Genomic DNA, 15036 nt, shown 5'->3' with positions numbered 1-15036 from the left:
CCTTTAGTCTTTAATAAGTGCTCTTTTTTCATCACCTAGACACCTGATTAGGGGTTTGGTAGGGTTGGATTATGAAACAAAAAGGTTTCACCCTAATAGAACTTCTAGTCGTTGTCGCCATCATCGGTATTCTAGCTGCTGTAGGTGTGGTTGCTTATAATGGGTATACGGGTGCTGCTAAAGTAGCCCAAACTAAATCTATTCACTCACAATATATAAAATTTGTAAAAGCTGAAGTAATGAGATGTGAAATTGGAGTAGCTATAATTTTTCCATCTCAATCTAATCCTGGTGGGAATTTGAATTGTCATCAAAGAAATGCAAGTAATGTTGAGGGTAATTCAACAAGTTATTTTTATGAGGGAAATTTTAAGAATGCCTATAATTCGAAAACTGCTGTAAGAAGTTCAGCTCCTTGGGTTTCAGGTTTTAATGACTCAGATGTTGGGTATATTAATGTAAATACACTAGCTCAAAATACTGACTTGTATATTTATACATGCGTTAAATTACCATGCTCAGATCAAAAAAATATTTTGAGTGACACAATTAAGGATTTAAAACCTTAGATAATGAACCGTAAAGCCTTCACCCTAATAGAACTCTTAGTCGTAGTAGCCATCATCGGTATTCTAGCAGCCGTTGGTGTAGTTGCTTATAATGGGTATACGGCTAGTGCTAAAGCAAGTGTCGCTAAAGCTAATCATAAGATTATGATTAAAATATTAACAGCTGAATCTATGAAATGTGTATTGGGTAATAATACAATTTTTGATGGTAGATTAAGTTGTGTTGGTATAACAGGGTCAGAACTTGATGCTTATGCCCAATATTGGTTTGAGAAAACTGGATCAAAAAATCCATATTACCCCAACGCTACAAATTCCTCAAGAAGTTCTGCACCTTGGTTTTTTGGTGGATGGTCGGATGCTGATGTTGGTTATGTAAATCACAATACTCTTTATCAAAGAAAAATTCTTTACATCCAAACATGCATAAGAACGCCATGTACTGATAGTAAAAATATTTTAAGTGATACTATAACGCCGGAGTAGTTCTGTTACCCGGTGCCATGAACCAAGCTATCCCCACAAAGCAACGGGCAACGGGAATTACAGACAATTGACACTCATTCCGTCACCTAGACACCTGATTAGAGGTTTGGTAGTGTTTTAAATATGAAAAGTGATAGCCGTAAAATCTTTTTTGAAATTCTTAAGATAGGTTTTGTGTTAATGGTTATAGGCGCAGTACTTGGGGCGCTATATGAGATCGACTGGAAAATAGAATTTAAAATTATCTTTGGTGGATTGTTTATAATGTTAGGATTAATAGCTAATGAAATATCAAGACTGTTTAATATTAATAGTCTTTTGAGCGATATTCATGCAAAGACTTTGATGCAACTTATACTTATTGGTAAAAAACAAGGTGTTAAAGAAGATGTTAACGATATATGGGAAACTATAATTGAAGATGAAAAGAAAAAACTAGATTTTCAAAGAGAGTACGGAGGTGACGTTGATGCAAAAATATTGATCGGAGCTATTATTGCAGTAGTGGTTTTTGCGCTAGGTACTGTTATTATAATACAAGAATTTTTTTAATGAAAAAACTTTTAGAGATCGTGATTCTGGGTTTGGTAGAGTTTGAATATGATTAGTCCAGATTATATAAATATTGCATTTCATTGTGATAGTAAGACCACTTTTGTCTCTCATTACCGTTTTGAACAATCTATTATACATTTTTCTGGTAATGATTTTAATCAATCTTTTTGTGCTGGTGATCATCCTGATGAATATATGCAAATCGCTAAATCTAAAAAATGGATGATAGATATTATTTCGAGTAATACGAATAAAGATGACTATTTGTACATCTGTCACAAAATGAAGGGTGACGAAAAATGGGAAAGAGATAGTGTTGATCAATTAGCCTGTACATTTGCACTTAAAGAAACATCATATAATAGACTTGAAGCTAACTTGGTGAATAATGGTGTTAATTTTTTACAGAATATTAAGTTTGAAATATCAATTAATAAAAATGAATTAATAAAAAAAACATCGAAAGATAATGATTTCAAACTCAAAGTGAAAGAGCCATGTCTCTTATTTAAATCAGAATGGGAAGAAGATGCTCATAGATAACCAGGTATGAAAAAACTTTTAGGGATAATCGTTCTAGGTTTGTTGTTGAGTGGGTGTCTTCAAGATAAATCTGAAAAAGCAATTAAAAATTGTGCTGATACTGAATGGTCTAAAAATATAGTTGTGACATTTGAAGAAGAATTTATGATAGGTGCAGTTTATTTATGGGGTCAAAAACCAGAAAATATTCTTGATGAAAAAGTGTTGATATTAAAACAAGCTGGTTTTCAATTTGAAGAAATATGGGAATGGTCTAAAGGTCTAAAAACAGCAAAAATTGATGATACTAATAAAGAAATTATTAATTATTTCATAAAATTAAAAAATGAGACTAATAAATCTCAAGATGATCATTTAAAATTACCTTTAGAAGATAAATTGCAAGATCCAAACTATGAAAAAATGTTTGTTAAGTGTGAACAAATAAGAAAAAAAGCTATTAAAACTTTTGATGCAAAGTGGAAGAAACCAATTTTGGTTAAAGCAAAATTTAGGTAAATGAATTTCCTTCAAAATTATTTTCAAAAAAGAACAAATAATATGATCGCTCATCAAGATTTTGAGTTAGCAGAGCAATTTGTGAACATAGACTTTTCGTTTGGCTACAACCAAGATGGAAGCACAAAAGATGGAAAAACTGTTGGTAAAGACTTATTTCATCTTGAAGGTATTTTTTTAGATCTTACAGATAGAACGTTAAGTCACCCAAAAGTACCATATGCACATGAGGATAGAGGTGGAAAGTTTGGAGATTTAGTTAAAGAGTTTGGTTTTGGTAATCGAAAAGTAATATGGCAACCTTCAGATTTATTTGATTTAGATAGCTATATGGATGCCTACTGGTTTCCAGAACAACTTGAAATGCACCATAAAGCATTTAATGAGATGCTTGATGCAAAAAGACTTTATTGTGAAAGATCAATTAGCTTTTTAGATTATTTCTTTAAACGTTTAGATGTCTATCAAGCTTGTGAGATGCCTACCTTTATCAAATATTATAGAGGTGTTGATATAGAAAAATACAAAGATAAAATTAGAAAAATTACAAATGATTTTCCTCATCTAAATGAGAAAGGTGATCAAATTTAATAATGAAAAAACTTTTAGGGATCATAATTCTATCGTTAGTATTCTATGTTAACCCATTCACGATTAGCGATTCAAATGCAGGATGGTTTTCAGATCCATTGGAGAAATGCATGAATAGAGTTCTTAAGTTTAGTTTTGATAACGATAAAGAGAAAACGGCCAATGCTGCTGCTTATTGCAAAAGTGCTTCAAGCTCATCACTTAAATGCATGGACAGAGTACTAAAATTTAGTTTTGCTAATAATAAAGAAAAATCAGCAAGTGCAGCAGTACTATGTGGGGGCTCAACAAGCTCATCACTAAAATGTATGGACAGAGTACTTAAAGACAGTTTTGATAATGATAAAGAAAAAATGGCTAATGCTGCCGCGGTATGTGCAAAAAAATAATGAAAACTTTTGTTAAAACGTTTAGAGGAAAAATGTCATATACAAAAATAGACAAATATGTTGATTTAGTTCGTAGAACTTTAGATCCAGATGATTATTTTAATATTGAAATTCAATATGATGAAGGATGGCAGCATATAAGAATCGAAGTTTGGGATAGGGTTTTGCACTAATGAGCATAATAGATAAATTAGATAAAAAGATTTCTGATATAAAAAATAAAAAAAGATTAAAAGAAGAGGAAGAAAGACTAGAAGATGAAAAGATACAAAAATTATTTAAGCCGATTAGCAATTTTGGTACAGACGTTTATAAAAAATTTTTGGCTGAAGATTTTATAAAACTAGAAAAACTATTTAAAAAACACACACAAAACCTAAAAGTAAAAAAAGACACAGAAGACCTAAAAGCTATAACAATTAATTCTTTTCATTATGGGCTTCAATCATACATATCAATTGAATTTATGGCAGAACAACTTAATTGGCACACACAACAAGCAAGAATTCAATTCATTCACAAGGACACAAAATCAGTGAGTGTTTATAATAATGACTTAAAGTCTATTAAAGCTTATAAATTTCTTGATACCAATTTTTGTTTAATTGTTTCAGGAACCTTTGATTCAAATTCTAAAAAATTTGAATTAAAAAATAAAGAAAAAGCATACGAATATTTTACTGATTTGTTTCAAAAGGAAATCATATTATTTGGAGAAGAACGGGGATATTTTAAATGAAAAAACTTTTAGGGATTGTGGTTGTTAGTTTGTTGTTAGCTTTAATGGTAAATAAGAATAGATGAAGCAATTGCGGCAGCTAAAAAAAAGTATTAGTGTATATTGATGATACAATTAATTAATTCTTTTATAGAATTTATTATTAATCCATTTTTTTTATTATTTTTCTTTCTACCATTTTTTATAAATCTCTATGGCTGTAAAAAAAATAATAGAAATACATTTTATTCATTTCTGTTGTCTGCTTTGTATCCAGCTCTAATTTTGTTGGCTAATGGTTTAGCTTTTGGAATTTGGTTTGGAACATGGATGTGGGTATCTAAAAATTTTGATATCTCAACCTGGATAGGCATGCCTTTGGTTATGATTGGAGCTTTTATTTGTTTTTGGCCTGTTGGTTCTGTATGGCAAAATGTTTCTACATTTTTTGATAATTTTAAGTACGATGGGGTATTCAGCTTTGATGTAATGATAGCAAGAAAAAGAATTAATAAAAATAAAAGATCATTTTAATGGAAAAGAAAGAAAGAATTATTGGTTTAGTAATCGGTTTAATTGGACTGGTATTTTTATTTCACTTTAGTTTTGGTTATGTAAGATTTGATACTACCGATTCTACTGTTGCTCGAGCAATTGTGAACATAGCTTATTACTTAATTGATGGATGGCGTAGAATACTACTAGATTACTCATATTGGATATTTTGGTCTATCCATTGGAGTTACATTTTATTTGTTTGGTTTTATAGAGCTTGTATTGGCTATTGGGCAATCAAGAGTGTTAGAGTTTTTTACAAGAAAATATAAATTATGAAAAAACTTTTATTAACAACTGTCCTAGTATTATTATGGTTTGTACCTGTAACTGCAGATGACAACTGTGTAGATAAAAATCCTGAAATTATTTTAGATTTAGGTGGAACACCAGAACCAGAAAAAATAATCTATTCAACATATGATAGCTGCACAAAGCAGAGTGATTATTGTGGAGCAATGGGTTGTTCTCTAGATGTATTTGATCACACTGGAGAAAATACGTTAAGTTATATATCTAAAGATAATTGGTTTATAAGACCTGTTAATATTGTCGGTCAGAAACCCACTTATGAATTAGTTATGCCACTTTCTAATGGCAAGGTTAGAATTATAAAAGTAATTAATGATAAACTCACAGAGATAGTTTCAGATAAATGAAAAAACTTCTATCGATTATAGTTCTGGGTTTGTTGTTGAGTGGGAATGCCTATGCAGCAGAATTATTTCCAAAAAAAGAACTTACAAGAAAAGAAATTACAAATGAATGGCTTAAGAATAAGACAGTTACAGATTTAAAGCTCTTAGGTTTTGTATACAGGATTGAATTAATAACTTCGACAGAAGATAGTGTGCAGTATTATTTATCAAAGAGTACTGAAAGCGGTTCAGTTCGCGTGATATGCTTTGTAGATATCAAAAAGACAATTTGTAGACTACCATAATGAAAAAACTTTTAGGGATCGTAGTTGTTAGTTAGTATTTAAAATGGGAATATTTGATATTTTTAAGAATAAAAAAGATGAAAAAGTTGCAATCGATAATGTAAAAAAAAAATTAAAAGATGATGGAAACTTGGTTCAAGCTGTACGAAATTATTGGTCTCAAATAATTGCTGGAGATATAAACTTAGAAAACGGAGAAAAATTTAAACAAGAAACTTTTTATAACAAAAAACATCTAAAATACGATCCTGATGTAATAAAAGGTATACTCGTATCTATAGCAATTACGTCAGAAGATAAAAATTTTAAAGAAATCTGCCAAACTTGTTACATGTATTTAGCTGCTTTTGAAAAAAAAGAAGTTAAGGATAAAATTGAAACTAGAGTAGCTCAAGGCTTACCATTGCTTGAAGAAATTGGAAAAATAAAAGATAAGGATGAAAAATTTAAAAAATTACAAGAATATGGAAAAAATCTTCCTAAGGATAAGCCAGGGTATTCAAGTGAAGATTTGAAGGATTTACAGGTTCATTTAGCAGAATTATTTGGGCGTCTTGTGCAGGTATGAATAAATCTCAAGAAGAAATTGATGATGATAAATTTTATAAAAAAAAAGAAAAATATTTTAAAGAAAGAAAAGAATTCTTAAAATATCAAAGAGAATACAGATTAAAACATCCTTTATATAATTGGGTTTTTTCATATGAACCAAAATATTTTGGAATAGTGTCTGGATTTGTCTCAGCTTTTTTTTGGGTTGGTATCTTAGGTCTGGGACCGATACCTCACTTATTGGCAGTTGCTACTGGTATTTTTTTTTGGTTTATACAACGAATATCTCTTAATGAATTTGAAGAAAAAACAAAAAGTAATGGTTTAAATTTTAATGGACATTATCATTTAGAGGATAAAGATATTCGATTATAATAATATTTATTAAATTTTCTGAATATTAATAATGGTACATAACCCAAAAGAATCAATTCAACCAACATAAGATAAATTTATTAGACAAATATGTTTATTTTATAGCCACGCCTCAGTCTTTTTAATTCTTATAGTATTAGTTAATTAACTCATCTTGAGTAAGAGTTTAAGATTTGTTAGTCTTGGATTATGGAGTGCAGTTAATAAATGAAAAAAATATATTTAGTTATTTTATACGTTTCTTTATTAGCTGGATTAGAGTTTCCTGATTTTGATTTACACCTTTTGTTTTTTTTAGGACATAGATCAATATTGACTCATGGAATAATAGTTCCATTTTTCTTATATAAATTTTTAACAATGGAAAGTTACTCTAAATTTTCGAATAAAATCTTTGGGAGATTTTTTTCAAATAAAAATATTTCAAAAGAAGTATTAGACTATGTTTATATTGGTTTTTTAACAGGAATAGCAATTCACCTTTGTGCAGATCTATTTCCAAAAGCTTGGATTGGTTTTGCTCAAATAGTATTTCCTCCATGGATACGTATGGGAGCTCCTTTTTCTATAGGGTGGATGTTATTGAATATGTTTTTTGCGTTAAAGATCGCATTTCAAAAAATTAAACAAAAAGACATAAAAACAAAAACTAAAAATAGAATATTTTTATCTATATTGATAATTGGAGTGATTTATTCGATAATAGACACCATGTTTGTTTCTAAGATTATTTTAATGATAATTTCTTTTCCTGTGATTTGGTATTATGCAAATAGAGGTTTTAAATTCATAAAAAAATAAAAAACTTAGCTAAATGTCCAAATTTTTAAAACAGATTAGATCACTTAAAAAAATTAATAAATCTACTATTATCAATAGCAAGTTTTTAATAAACACCGAGAATAATATAGAAATCTATTATGCACCGTTTGAATATATTAATTCTAGAGCAAAAATAATGATTGTAGGCATTACCCCTGGACTTCAACAAATGCTGCAGAGTTTTGAGGTAATTAATGATGGCAAATCACTAAAAGAAGTCAAAGATTTATCTAGCTTTAAAGGTAGTATGAGAACCACCCTAATTAAATACTTGGATGAATTAAAAGTAAATAAAAAATTAAAAATTAAATCTTGTGAGAGTTTATTTAATAAAAACAGCAAACATCTCCATACTACGTCTTTAGTTAAATACCCTGTATTTGATAAAGGAAAAAATTATTCAGGCTCAAATATCTTAAAGAAGAAAATACTTATAGAGTTTATTGAGAAAAACTTTTTAAAAGAGTTAAAGACCTTAAAAAAAGTCATCATCATTCCTTTAGGTAATACAGTTTCATCTACAATTGAATACTTGAATAACAAATATAATCTTAAATTAACTTGTTTTCTTAAAGGCTTTCCTCATCCTTCAGGAGCAAATGCAAGAAAGAATATTCAATTTAAAGAAAATAGATCATCAATGATGAATTTATTAAAATCTAATAAATAGCCACGCCTCAGGCTTCTTTAATCCTATTTAGTATTAGCTAATTCCATCACCTAGACACCTGATTTGGAATTTGCTAGTCTTAAATTATGTCTGGACTTGAAATATTATTAGCCATTGAACTTGCTTATTTAGCTTACACAATAATTTTTGATTAATGGAAGATAAAGATAAAAGTTATTTCATTAAATTAATTTCAATAGCCGTATCTTGGTTATTAGTCATATTAATTGCATACGCTTCAGAAGCACCAGGAAAATTTTATGGATGGTTTGTGATGGTTTCAGCTTTGTCTGCACCAGCAATATATAAAATCACTTTATTATCTAAAGGTCAGGGACACGGGAATTTTAAAGATGATTATGGAATGGTTATTGGTTTTGTTGTTGCAATAATTTTTTTAACAATAATTATGATTTGATGAAAAAGATTTTAGGGATCTTCGTTTTGGGTTTGTTGTTGAGTGGTAATGGTTGAAAGAAGAGGACAGCCTAAAGTTAGTGAATTTGTTGAGATTTCTATTAGTTATAAAGTCATCCAGTATTGCAATCGTTATAATGAAAGTCCTTTTATAGCTTGGAAACGATTAATCAAACACAGAGCATTTAGAGATTTAATGAAAGAGCACTTTAAAAGGGAAGTTGCTGATTTTAGAGTTAATCAACTAATGTCTGATTACGATAGTTCTAAAAATTTTTATTATAAACATATTAAAAAATGGATAAAAAATAGAACTTTAGGCATTGGATCGTTATTGAATAAGGATCTCTTAAAAAAGTACCCTAAAATCCTTAAGTACACTCAAAAGTAGATAATAACTGAACATTTCTTAACAGTAAAAATTTTTATAGAAATCTCCTTAATTAAAAATAATTTAAGGAGAACAATTTGTCTAATATCAGCAAGGAACAACTTTTAGCAAATAAACTAAATGCTAAAAAGTCAACAGGACCTAAAACGAAGTTAGGTAAAGAAAAAGTATCAATGAATGCAATAAAACTTGGCATTTATGCAGAGCATCATGTGATGGTTGGAGAAGATACTGAGCAATACAAAGGTTATGTAGATCTTATGTTTAAAACCTTTGAGGTCTTTGATGCAATCAGTGGCTTAATCATACAACAAATCATTAGTATAGGGTGGAGGTTACAACGAATACCTCAAATAGAATGTGGGGTATTTGGCATTGAAATGTCTGAATACCATAGGAGTTATAACAGCCCTAGCTTTGTTAAGATTAAGCATAAAGAGTTTCATCAAACCATTAAAAAAGATCTAGATCGCAGAAGTGAATTGATGGGTGCAGCTTATGTTAAAGATTGCAGCGGTGGTGATCGGATGATGAAATTAAATACAATGGAGGGAAGGTTGTTAAGTAGGCAATCAAACTTAATTAATCAGTATTTAAAATATAAAAAATCTAAAGGAAAGGAGACCTAATGGTAAAATATAATATGCCTGATTGGCAAAGATCAGCTTTTGATAAAGTTGATAACTCTTATGTCAAAACAAAGCCAATTAACGAAAAGATAAAAGAACTGGAAGCAGCTTATGCAAAAGAACAAGAAACAAAGGCAAAAGTTGAAGATATTGATACGTCTACTTTTTATTTAAAAGATGAGCCTGTAAAAGAAGAGAAAGATGACAAGCTTGATGAGCTTAAAGAATATCAAAAAATGAGAGACCGTCAGAGAAAAGAAGAGCTAGAAAAGTCGAGAAGAGATGAGAACAAGGTTGTCTTTACAAGCGCTCCTAGAAAAGATCCCAATCGAGGAATGCGCTTTCTAAAAAAATGTTCTGATCCTATAAACGTCGGGAAACTTGGCTCTTCTAGGTCTTTTATTAAAAAAAGGGATAGGGAATACTATTAAAAAAGTTCTATTTTATAAAATAAAAATCTTTCAAATAAATGGACAACTTTACATAAATGAATTAATTAAAGATTAATGAAAATTTTAACTACTTTAATTATAAGTTTTTTTTTTATTTTTCATTCAAATTCATTTAGCGCAACAAAAGAGCCTCTAACAGTAATACAGGAAATTAAAGCCCTGGGCGTTTTTGCTGAACCAAAAGTCTACCCTGCTGGTATGTTAGAATCTTTTAGTAAAAGTTGTGTTAAATTTTATTGCCGAGCAAACAAAGCAACCAAAATAATGTCTAAAACATTCCAAAGGGGTCCTAAATATCACCAAAGATACCCAGGTGAGCAGCTATATGCGCTAGCACAATTCGAATTATATTACCTTCAACAATTAAAACAAAATCAAAAAAAACTCCAAAAATTTGTATCTACCTGGCCAGATAAAAAAAAATATGGAAAAAATGTAGTTTCATTAATTAAATTAAACAAGAGTAGAGAAAAAATGAGAGCAGCTTTAGGGATGGATCTAAACACTAGTGTTGAAGATGCTATGGAGCGATATTGGGTAATGGGTGACTTTCTAAACAATGGAGAAATTAAAAAAAATAAGATTGATAAAAATACAAAAAAGCGCGCAGCATTATTAACTAAGTATAAAAATGCAATTAAAACTTTTAATTCTACTTTAAAGAATAAAGAGAACCTTGATTTATATGATGAAATACAAAAATGATTAAAGATAAATTTAATAACGTAAAATATATAATATTTGTAAGTTTGATGATTTTATTTTTAATGTCAAATTTAACTTATGCTAATAATGCTGAAAAAGAATATAAAAAATTTATTAAAGAGACAAATAAAATTAGAAAACAGTTAGACAAATTACCCACAGAAACCTCTGACGAATTAACAGTTATTGATGAAGCGATTAAAGAATTAGATCAAGCTTTTGACTTCGCTAATGAAAATTTCAAAGAAAACAAAATTGAAATCACTAAAATGACTCTAGATTATATTGATAAATCACTTGCTGATATTAGTAAGCTGGCACCCAAAGAGTTTAGTAACGACTTATCTGTTATAGATATGAAAAGTTTACCTAAAGAAAATTTTCAAGAAATAATGGAAACAAGTAAACAAATGAAGATTATTAAAAATGAAAAAATTACATCTTTAGTTGAGAATATGACTATTGTTGAGAAACAGGGTCTTAATCTTTTTCAAGTCAGTAAAAATTTAAATGAATTAGGAGTTAACACTTTAAATTTTGAAGATATTGCAAAAGTTGTAAGTGAGAACTCCTCATTAAAAGAAGATGTTTTAAATGCGTCTAAAAAAGGAATTTCAGAAGAAGACTATACTAAACAACTAGAGACCATTGCTGAAGCTGAAAGACTTGGAATTAGTGAATCAACAGCAGCAGTTGCAGAGGCAGCTAAGTCTCAAAATCTTGATGTCGATGTGATGCCAACACTTGAAACAATGCAAAGTGATTTTTTTGATGCAGCAGCTCACAATGAGGCTATGGCAGAAATGGCGGCTGAAATATCATCTGGTGATATAGGTTCAGATACAGCAAAAGCAGAAGCTGCAGCAAGCTATTCTGAAAGTGATAGAGCTGACCAGAAATCAAAATCAGATGCCGACGCAGAGTCAACTGCTACAGAAGCGTGTCCTTCATGCTGATTATTTTTGCTTAATCAAAATATAAAAATATAGATTTAGATGAATTTTAGAAAAAAGTAAGAAAAGGCAAATTTTTATTACTAAAAATAGAGACGGTACATGAAGTTAACTGAGACTACAGTTAAGATAATAACCAGTAAGTATAGGGATATGTAGTCTTTTGGAGTTAACATGGTTTATAAATACTCTTATTGCTATGAACTTGCTAGTTTCTTTTTAGGATCATAGAAAGGTTTTTCAACAACCGTTGCTTTAATGACTTTGTCATTCATTTTAACATCAAGCACTGTCCCAATCTCTGAATTGTTAATTGAAACCATTGCAAGTGCTATGTTTTGTTTTAGTCTTGGTGAATAAACTGCAGAAGTAATTTTACCAACTTGCTGATTGTCTTTTAAGATTTCCCAAAAAGTAGTGTTAGGTCCAGTTAAAGGATCACAGTCTAAAATCACTCCAACTTGTTTTCTTTTAATGACTTCATTGTTTATTTTTTTTAAAGCATCTTTACCAATAAAGTTTATATCAGTATCAAGGTTCACAAGCCTTTCTAATCCAACTTCATAAGGGTTTGTGTTAATATCAGCATCAGCGTGGTACGATAACATTCCACCTTCAATACGTCTTATTGATGATGTGTGACCTGGTTTTAATCCATGAGGTTTACCAGCTGCCATTATCTTTTCCCAAAGTTTGTCCCCCTTAGAGCCATCTCTTAAGTATAATTCATATCCAAGCTCACTTGACCAACCTGTTCGAGAGACAATTAAAGGAATGCCGTCTAAATCTAATTCTCTTAACCAATAATATTTAAGATCATTAATACTTTCACCAAATAAAGCTTCCATAATTTTTCCAGAGTTTGGCCCTTGTAATTGAAGAGGGGAGACATCGGGTTCGATAATTTTAACATCAAGACCTGAATTTACTGCAACTCCTTGTGCCCATAATAAAATATCACTATCTGCAAGAGATAACCAATAATGGTTTTCTTTTAGTCTTAATAAAACTGGGTCATTTAAAATTCCACCATCATTATTTACAATTAAAACATATTTACATTGACCAACTGCAAGTTTTGATAAATCCCTTGGTGTTAACAGTTGAATAAATTTTGTAGCATCTGGTCCAGTAATTTCAACTTGTCGTTCAACTGCAACGTCACATAAAATTGCTTCATTAACTAAATTCCAAAAATTCTGTTCTGGATCACCAAAGTCACGAGGAATGTACATGTGATTATAAACTGAAAAACCAGTTGCACCCCATTTAACCGTTGAATTAAAGTAAGGGGATTTTCTAATTTGAGTTCCAAAACCGAAGTTTTTCTTATCTTCCATTCTTAAAATCTATTAATTATTTTATTATTTGAAAAGCTATTTATTATTTTCGCACTCAATTGTCGCAAATTCAGTTAGTTGCTGAATTTCATCAGGCTCTTTACTGAAAACTTTATCGATCTCTTCGTCGCTAAATTTCGCACTTAATTTATCAATTGTGCACTGGCAGTATATTTTAGCACCATCTGTACCAAGGTATTGCTTAGAGTTAGTGTAACAACCAATATATAATTCTTTCTCATATTCAGGGCTTAGAGCGTGACTTTTAGAGCTAAAAAGTAGGATAAAGATTAGTAAATATTTATATTTTTTGATCATACTCGCCAACTTTGCCAGTTTTTTGTAAAAGATCATCAATAAAATCAAAGATCTTTTTCTTTCTCTCATCTGATGTCGGGCTTTCAGTAACAATTACAAGAGATGGTTTATTTGATGAGGCTCTAATTAATCCCCATGACCCATCTTTAAAAGAAAATCTGATACCATTAACCGTTAGTACTTCACTAATTTCTTGGTTGTCAATTTTAGTTTTATTATCTTTAATAGTGTTTACTTGTTTAACTAATTCCTCAACCACTTGATATTTCTCTTCATCTTTACAGAATGGAGCCATTGTTGGTGTTTGAAAAGTGTTAGGTAATTCTTTTATAATTTCATGCATAGATTTATTTTGATTATCTAATAAATGACACACTTGAATTGCAGAATTTATTCCATCATCATAACCAAAACCTAAAGGTTGATTAAAGAAAAAGTGACCACTTTTCTCAAATCCAGCTAATGCTTTTTCAGTATTAACTTTTCTTTTAATGTGTGAGTGACCTGTCTTCCAATAAATAGTTTCACAGCCATTCTTTGCTAAAACTTCATCAGTTGCGTATAATCCAGTTGATTTTACATCAACAATAAATTTAGAACCTTTATGAGTTTTAGATAAATTTCTTGCAATTAATAAGCCAATTTTATCTGAAAATATTTCATCTCCTGTATTATCAATTACACCAACTCTATCGCCATCACCATCAAAACCAAAACCAATATCAGCGTTATTATCTTTTACAGCTTTTGCTATTGCGTGTAACATCTCTAAATCTTCTGGGTTTGGATTATATTTTGGAAAAGTCCAATCAAGATCACAATCAAGTTCTACAACTTCACAACCAATCCCTCTTAAAATTTCAGGGGCAAATATTCCAGCAGTGCCATTTCCACAGGCAACAACTGCTTTAATTTTTTTTGTGATTTTGTTTTTATTTATTAAATCATTTTTATAAATTTGTTGAAAACCTTCTATTTGTTTTTCACTACCTTCGCCTTTGATAAAGTTTTCATTTAAAGTAATTTCTTTTAATTCTTTCATCTCTTCTGGTGCGTGGGTTAATCCTTTTTTGATACCCATTTTAACTCCAGTCCAACCATTTTCATTGTGACTAGCGGTTACCATTGCAACAGCATCAGCATCTAAATTAAATTGTGCAAAATAAACAGTAGGGGATAGAGATAAACCTATGTCTTCAATATTACATCCTGTTGAAAGTAGTCCTTTTTTAAGAGCAGATTTTATTTCTTCACTGTAAGACCTATAATCATGACCAACAATTACTCTTGGATTCGTTTTTTTTGTATGTTTTATAATTTGAGTGCCTAAACCTTTACCTAGATTCTCTATTCCGAGTTGGTTTATGTCCTTCTCATACAACCATCTTGCGTCATACTCCCTGAAGCCATAAGGATCTATTTTTAAATTTGTTGTCATTGTTAACCTTTCTTACATTCATTTTATTTTTTTATTGATATTTTTTTTCTATGTTCTATAAACGTTCTGTTGAATAATGATTTATATGGTGTATCAATGCTTTCAGCATACAACATGTAGTTGTTTT

The 15036-nt window shown here is 29.9% G+C and carries 26 protein-coding genes; 23 read left to right on the top strand and 3 right to left on the bottom strand.

Going from position 1 to position 15036, the window contains the following annotated elements; all coding sequences use genetic code 11:
* The first annotated feature begins 71 nt into the window (after window positions 1-71).
* The 23 genes from ABXT45_RS04285 to ABXT45_RS04175 all read left to right on the top strand — a co-directional run bounded on the left by ABXT45_RS04285 (window position 72) and on the right by ABXT45_RS04175 (window position 11816).
* Window positions 72-569, top strand: a complete 498-nt coding sequence (locus ABXT45_RS04285; protein WP_415312885.1) for a pilin — start codon at window positions 72-74, stop codon at window positions 567-569.
* 3 nt (window positions 570-572) lie between these two features.
* On the top strand, window positions 573-1055 hold the full coding sequence (locus ABXT45_RS04280; protein WP_415312884.1) for a type IV pilin protein: 483 nt from the start codon (window positions 573-575) through the stop codon (window positions 1053-1055).
* Window positions 1056-1178: 123 nt separating this feature from the next.
* Window positions 1179-1607 carry a hypothetical protein gene (locus ABXT45_RS04275; RefSeq protein WP_415312883.1) on the top strand — a complete coding sequence of 143 codons (429 nt, stop codon included), beginning with the start codon at window positions 1179-1181 and terminating at the stop codon, window positions 1605-1607.
* Between the two features lie 48 nt (window positions 1608-1655).
* Window positions 1656-2153 carry a hypothetical protein gene (locus tag ABXT45_RS04270; RefSeq protein WP_415312882.1) on the top strand — a complete coding sequence of 166 codons (498 nt, stop codon included), beginning with the start codon at window positions 1656-1658 and terminating at the stop codon, window positions 2151-2153.
* A gap of 6 nt (window positions 2154-2159) precedes the next feature.
* The gene (locus tag ABXT45_RS04265) at window positions 2160-2651 is read left to right on the top strand and encodes a hypothetical protein (protein WP_415312881.1); all 492 of its coding nucleotides are present in this window, start codon (window positions 2160-2162) and stop codon (window positions 2649-2651) included.
* On the top strand, window positions 2652-3242 hold the full coding sequence (locus ABXT45_RS04260) for a hypothetical protein (RefSeq protein ID WP_415312880.1): 591 nt from the start codon (window positions 2652-2654) through the stop codon (window positions 3240-3242). It abuts the gene before it with no gap.
* A 2-nt stretch (window positions 3243-3244) separates the two neighbouring features.
* Window positions 3245-3631, top strand: coding sequence for a hypothetical protein (locus ABXT45_RS04255; RefSeq protein ID WP_415312879.1), 387 nt, complete (start codon window positions 3245-3247; stop codon window positions 3629-3631).
* On the top strand, window positions 3631-3804 hold the full coding sequence (locus ABXT45_RS04250; protein ID WP_415312878.1) for a hypothetical protein: 174 nt from the start codon (window positions 3631-3633) through the stop codon (window positions 3802-3804). The genes ABXT45_RS04255 and ABXT45_RS04250 overlap by 1 nt, the downstream gene beginning before the upstream one ends.
* Window positions 3804-4370 (top strand): hypothetical protein, encoded by a 567-nt coding sequence (locus tag ABXT45_RS04245; protein WP_415312877.1) that lies wholly within the window; start codon window positions 3804-3806, stop codon window positions 4368-4370. Before ABXT45_RS04250 ends, ABXT45_RS04245 begins: the two co-directional genes overlap by 1 nt.
* Before the next feature lie 105 nt (window positions 4371-4475).
* A complete protein-coding gene (locus ABXT45_RS04240) occupies window positions 4476-4883 on the top strand; it encodes a hypothetical protein (protein ID WP_415312876.1) in 408 nt (135 codons plus the stop codon).
* The gene (locus ABXT45_RS04235; protein ID WP_415312875.1) at window positions 4883-5176 is read left to right on the top strand and encodes a hypothetical protein; all 294 of its coding nucleotides are present in this window, start codon (window positions 4883-4885) and stop codon (window positions 5174-5176) included. Before ABXT45_RS04240 ends, ABXT45_RS04235 begins: the two co-directional genes overlap by 1 nt.
* A 3-nt stretch (window positions 5177-5179) precedes the next feature.
* Window positions 5180-5563, top strand: coding sequence for a hypothetical protein (locus ABXT45_RS04230; protein WP_415312874.1), 384 nt, complete (start codon window positions 5180-5182; stop codon window positions 5561-5563).
* Window positions 5560-5847, top strand: coding sequence for a hypothetical protein (locus ABXT45_RS04225; protein WP_415312873.1), 288 nt, complete (start codon window positions 5560-5562; stop codon window positions 5845-5847). The genes ABXT45_RS04230 and ABXT45_RS04225 overlap by 4 nt, the downstream gene beginning before the upstream one ends.
* A gap of 43 nt (window positions 5848-5890) precedes the next feature.
* The gene (locus ABXT45_RS04220; RefSeq protein ID WP_415312872.1) at window positions 5891-6415 is read left to right on the top strand and encodes a hypothetical protein; all 525 of its coding nucleotides are present in this window, start codon (window positions 5891-5893) and stop codon (window positions 6413-6415) included.
* On the top strand, window positions 6412-6774 hold the full coding sequence (locus ABXT45_RS04215) for a hypothetical protein (RefSeq protein WP_415312871.1): 363 nt from the start codon (window positions 6412-6414) through the stop codon (window positions 6772-6774). The genes ABXT45_RS04220 and ABXT45_RS04215 overlap by 4 nt, the downstream gene beginning before the upstream one ends.
* Window positions 6775-6981: 207 nt before the next feature.
* Window positions 6982-7575: a hypothetical protein gene (locus tag ABXT45_RS04210; RefSeq protein WP_415312870.1), complete on the top strand. Its 594-nt coding sequence runs from the start codon at window positions 6982-6984 to the stop codon at window positions 7573-7575.
* A gap of 13 nt (window positions 7576-7588) precedes the next feature.
* Window positions 7589-8266: a uracil-DNA glycosylase family protein gene (locus ABXT45_RS04205; protein WP_415312869.1), complete on the top strand. Its 678-nt coding sequence runs from the start codon at window positions 7589-7591 to the stop codon at window positions 8264-8266.
* A gap of 154 nt (window positions 8267-8420) precedes the next feature.
* A complete protein-coding gene (locus tag ABXT45_RS04200) occupies window positions 8421-8684 on the top strand; it encodes a hypothetical protein (protein ID WP_415312868.1) in 264 nt (87 codons plus the stop codon).
* Between the two features lie 48 nt (window positions 8685-8732).
* The gene (locus ABXT45_RS04195) at window positions 8733-9074 is read left to right on the top strand and encodes a hypothetical protein (protein WP_415312867.1); all 342 of its coding nucleotides are present in this window, start codon (window positions 8733-8735) and stop codon (window positions 9072-9074) included.
* Between the two features lie 77 nt (window positions 9075-9151).
* On the top strand, window positions 9152-9703 hold the full coding sequence (locus tag ABXT45_RS04190) for a hypothetical protein (protein WP_415312866.1): 552 nt from the start codon (window positions 9152-9154) through the stop codon (window positions 9701-9703).
* Window positions 9703-10134 (top strand): hypothetical protein, encoded by a 432-nt coding sequence (locus ABXT45_RS04185; RefSeq protein ID WP_415312865.1) that lies wholly within the window; start codon window positions 9703-9705, stop codon window positions 10132-10134. The genes ABXT45_RS04190 and ABXT45_RS04185 overlap by 1 nt, the downstream gene beginning before the upstream one ends.
* Window positions 10135-10209: 75 nt before the next feature.
* Window positions 10210-10860 carry a hypothetical protein gene (locus tag ABXT45_RS04180; RefSeq protein WP_415312864.1) on the top strand — a complete coding sequence of 217 codons (651 nt, stop codon included), beginning with the start codon at window positions 10210-10212 and terminating at the stop codon, window positions 10858-10860.
* Window positions 10857-11816, top strand: a complete 960-nt coding sequence (locus ABXT45_RS04175) for a hypothetical protein (RefSeq protein WP_415312863.1) — start codon at window positions 10857-10859, stop codon at window positions 11814-11816. The genes ABXT45_RS04180 and ABXT45_RS04175 overlap by 4 nt, the downstream gene beginning before the upstream one ends.
* A 194-nt stretch (window positions 11817-12010) precedes the next feature.
* Here the strand turns inward: ABXT45_RS04175 and ABXT45_RS04170 are convergent, their stop codons facing one another.
* The 3 genes from ABXT45_RS04170 to ABXT45_RS04160 are packed head-to-tail and all read right to left on the bottom strand — an operon-like array spanning window position 12011 to window position 14909.
* Window positions 12011-13153 carry a glycine cleavage T C-terminal barrel domain-containing protein gene (locus ABXT45_RS04170; protein WP_415312862.1) on the bottom strand — a complete coding sequence of 381 codons (1143 nt, stop codon included), beginning with the start codon at window positions 13151-13153 and terminating at the stop codon, window positions 12011-12013.
* 36 nt (window positions 13154-13189) lie between these two features.
* Window positions 13190-13471, bottom strand: a complete 282-nt coding sequence (locus tag ABXT45_RS04165; protein WP_415312861.1) for a hypothetical protein — start codon at window positions 13469-13471, stop codon at window positions 13190-13192.
* Window positions 13455-14909, bottom strand: a complete 1455-nt coding sequence (locus ABXT45_RS04160) for a phosphomannomutase/phosphoglucomutase (protein WP_415312860.1) — start codon at window positions 14907-14909, stop codon at window positions 13455-13457. The genes ABXT45_RS04165 and ABXT45_RS04160 overlap by 17 nt, the downstream gene beginning before the upstream one ends.
* Window positions 14910-15036: the final 127 nt, after the last annotated feature.

It is taken from the genome of Candidatus Pelagibacter sp. Uisw_106, from assembly GCF_047724975.1.
Lineage (GTDB): Bacteria > Pseudomonadota > Alphaproteobacteria > Pelagibacterales > Pelagibacteraceae > Pelagibacter.
The sequence above is the reverse complement of the archived record's forward strand: the minus strand, read 5'-3'. Positions and strand labels throughout refer to the sequence as shown.

Excerpts from the sequence above, each read along its gene's own strand:
- ABXT45_RS04285 (WP_415312885.1), top strand. The coding sequence starts at position 72 with ATGAAACAAAAAGGTTTCACCCTAATAGAACTTCTAGTCGTTGTCGCC.
- ABXT45_RS04280 (WP_415312884.1), top strand. The coding sequence starts at position 573 with ATGAACCGTAAAGCCTTCACCCTAATAGAACTCTTAGTCGTAGTAGCC.
- ABXT45_RS04275 (WP_415312883.1), top strand. The coding sequence starts at position 1,179 with ATGAAAAGTGATAGCCGTAAAATCTTTTTTGAAATTCTTAAGATAGGT.
- ABXT45_RS04270 (WP_415312882.1), top strand. The coding sequence starts at position 1,656 with ATGATTAGTCCAGATTATATAAATATTGCATTTCATTGTGATAGTAAG.
- ABXT45_RS04265 (WP_415312881.1), top strand. The coding sequence starts at position 2,160 with ATGAAAAAACTTTTAGGGATAATCGTTCTAGGTTTGTTGTTGAGTGGG.
- ABXT45_RS04260 (WP_415312880.1), top strand. The coding sequence starts at position 2,652 with ATGAATTTCCTTCAAAATTATTTTCAAAAAAGAACAAATAATATGATC.
- ABXT45_RS04255 (WP_415312879.1), top strand. The coding sequence starts at position 3,245 with ATGAAAAAACTTTTAGGGATCATAATTCTATCGTTAGTATTCTATGTT.
- ABXT45_RS04250 (WP_415312878.1), top strand. The coding sequence starts at position 3,631 with ATGAAAACTTTTGTTAAAACGTTTAGAGGAAAAATGTCATATACAAAA.
- ABXT45_RS04245 (WP_415312877.1), top strand. The coding sequence starts at position 3,804 with ATGAGCATAATAGATAAATTAGATAAAAAGATTTCTGATATAAAAAAT.
- ABXT45_RS04240 (WP_415312876.1), top strand. The coding sequence starts at position 4,476 with ATGATACAATTAATTAATTCTTTTATAGAATTTATTATTAATCCATTT.
- ABXT45_RS04235 (WP_415312875.1), top strand. The coding sequence starts at position 4,883 with ATGGAAAAGAAAGAAAGAATTATTGGTTTAGTAATCGGTTTAATTGGA.
- ABXT45_RS04230 (WP_415312874.1), top strand. The coding sequence starts at position 5,180 with ATGAAAAAACTTTTATTAACAACTGTCCTAGTATTATTATGGTTTGTA.
- ABXT45_RS04225 (WP_415312873.1), top strand. The coding sequence starts at position 5,560 with ATGAAAAAACTTCTATCGATTATAGTTCTGGGTTTGTTGTTGAGTGGG.
- ABXT45_RS04220 (WP_415312872.1), top strand. The coding sequence starts at position 5,891 with ATGGGAATATTTGATATTTTTAAGAATAAAAAAGATGAAAAAGTTGCA.
- ABXT45_RS04215 (WP_415312871.1), top strand. The coding sequence starts at position 6,412 with ATGAATAAATCTCAAGAAGAAATTGATGATGATAAATTTTATAAAAAA.
- ABXT45_RS04210 (WP_415312870.1), top strand. The coding sequence starts at position 6,982 with ATGAAAAAAATATATTTAGTTATTTTATACGTTTCTTTATTAGCTGGA.
- ABXT45_RS04205 (WP_415312869.1), top strand. The coding sequence starts at position 7,589 with ATGTCCAAATTTTTAAAACAGATTAGATCACTTAAAAAAATTAATAAA.
- ABXT45_RS04200 (WP_415312868.1), top strand. The coding sequence starts at position 8,421 with ATGGAAGATAAAGATAAAAGTTATTTCATTAAATTAATTTCAATAGCC.
- ABXT45_RS04195 (WP_415312867.1), top strand. The coding sequence starts at position 8,733 with ATGGTTGAAAGAAGAGGACAGCCTAAAGTTAGTGAATTTGTTGAGATT.
- ABXT45_RS04185 (WP_415312865.1), top strand. The coding sequence starts at position 9,703 with ATGGTAAAATATAATATGCCTGATTGGCAAAGATCAGCTTTTGATAAA.
- ABXT45_RS04180 (WP_415312864.1), top strand. The coding sequence starts at position 10,210 with ATGAAAATTTTAACTACTTTAATTATAAGTTTTTTTTTTATTTTTCAT.
- ABXT45_RS04175 (WP_415312863.1), top strand. The coding sequence starts at position 10,857 with ATGATTAAAGATAAATTTAATAACGTAAAATATATAATATTTGTAAGT.
- ABXT45_RS04170 (WP_415312862.1), bottom strand. The coding sequence starts at position 13,153 with ATGGAAGATAAGAAAAACTTCGGTTTTGGAACTCAAATTAGAAAATCC.
- ABXT45_RS04165 (WP_415312861.1), bottom strand. The coding sequence starts at position 13,471 with ATGATCAAAAAATATAAATATTTACTAATCTTTATCCTACTTTTTAGC.
- ABXT45_RS04160 (WP_415312860.1), bottom strand. The coding sequence starts at position 14,909 with ATGACAACAAATTTAAAAATAGATCCTTATGGCTTCAGGGAGTATGAC.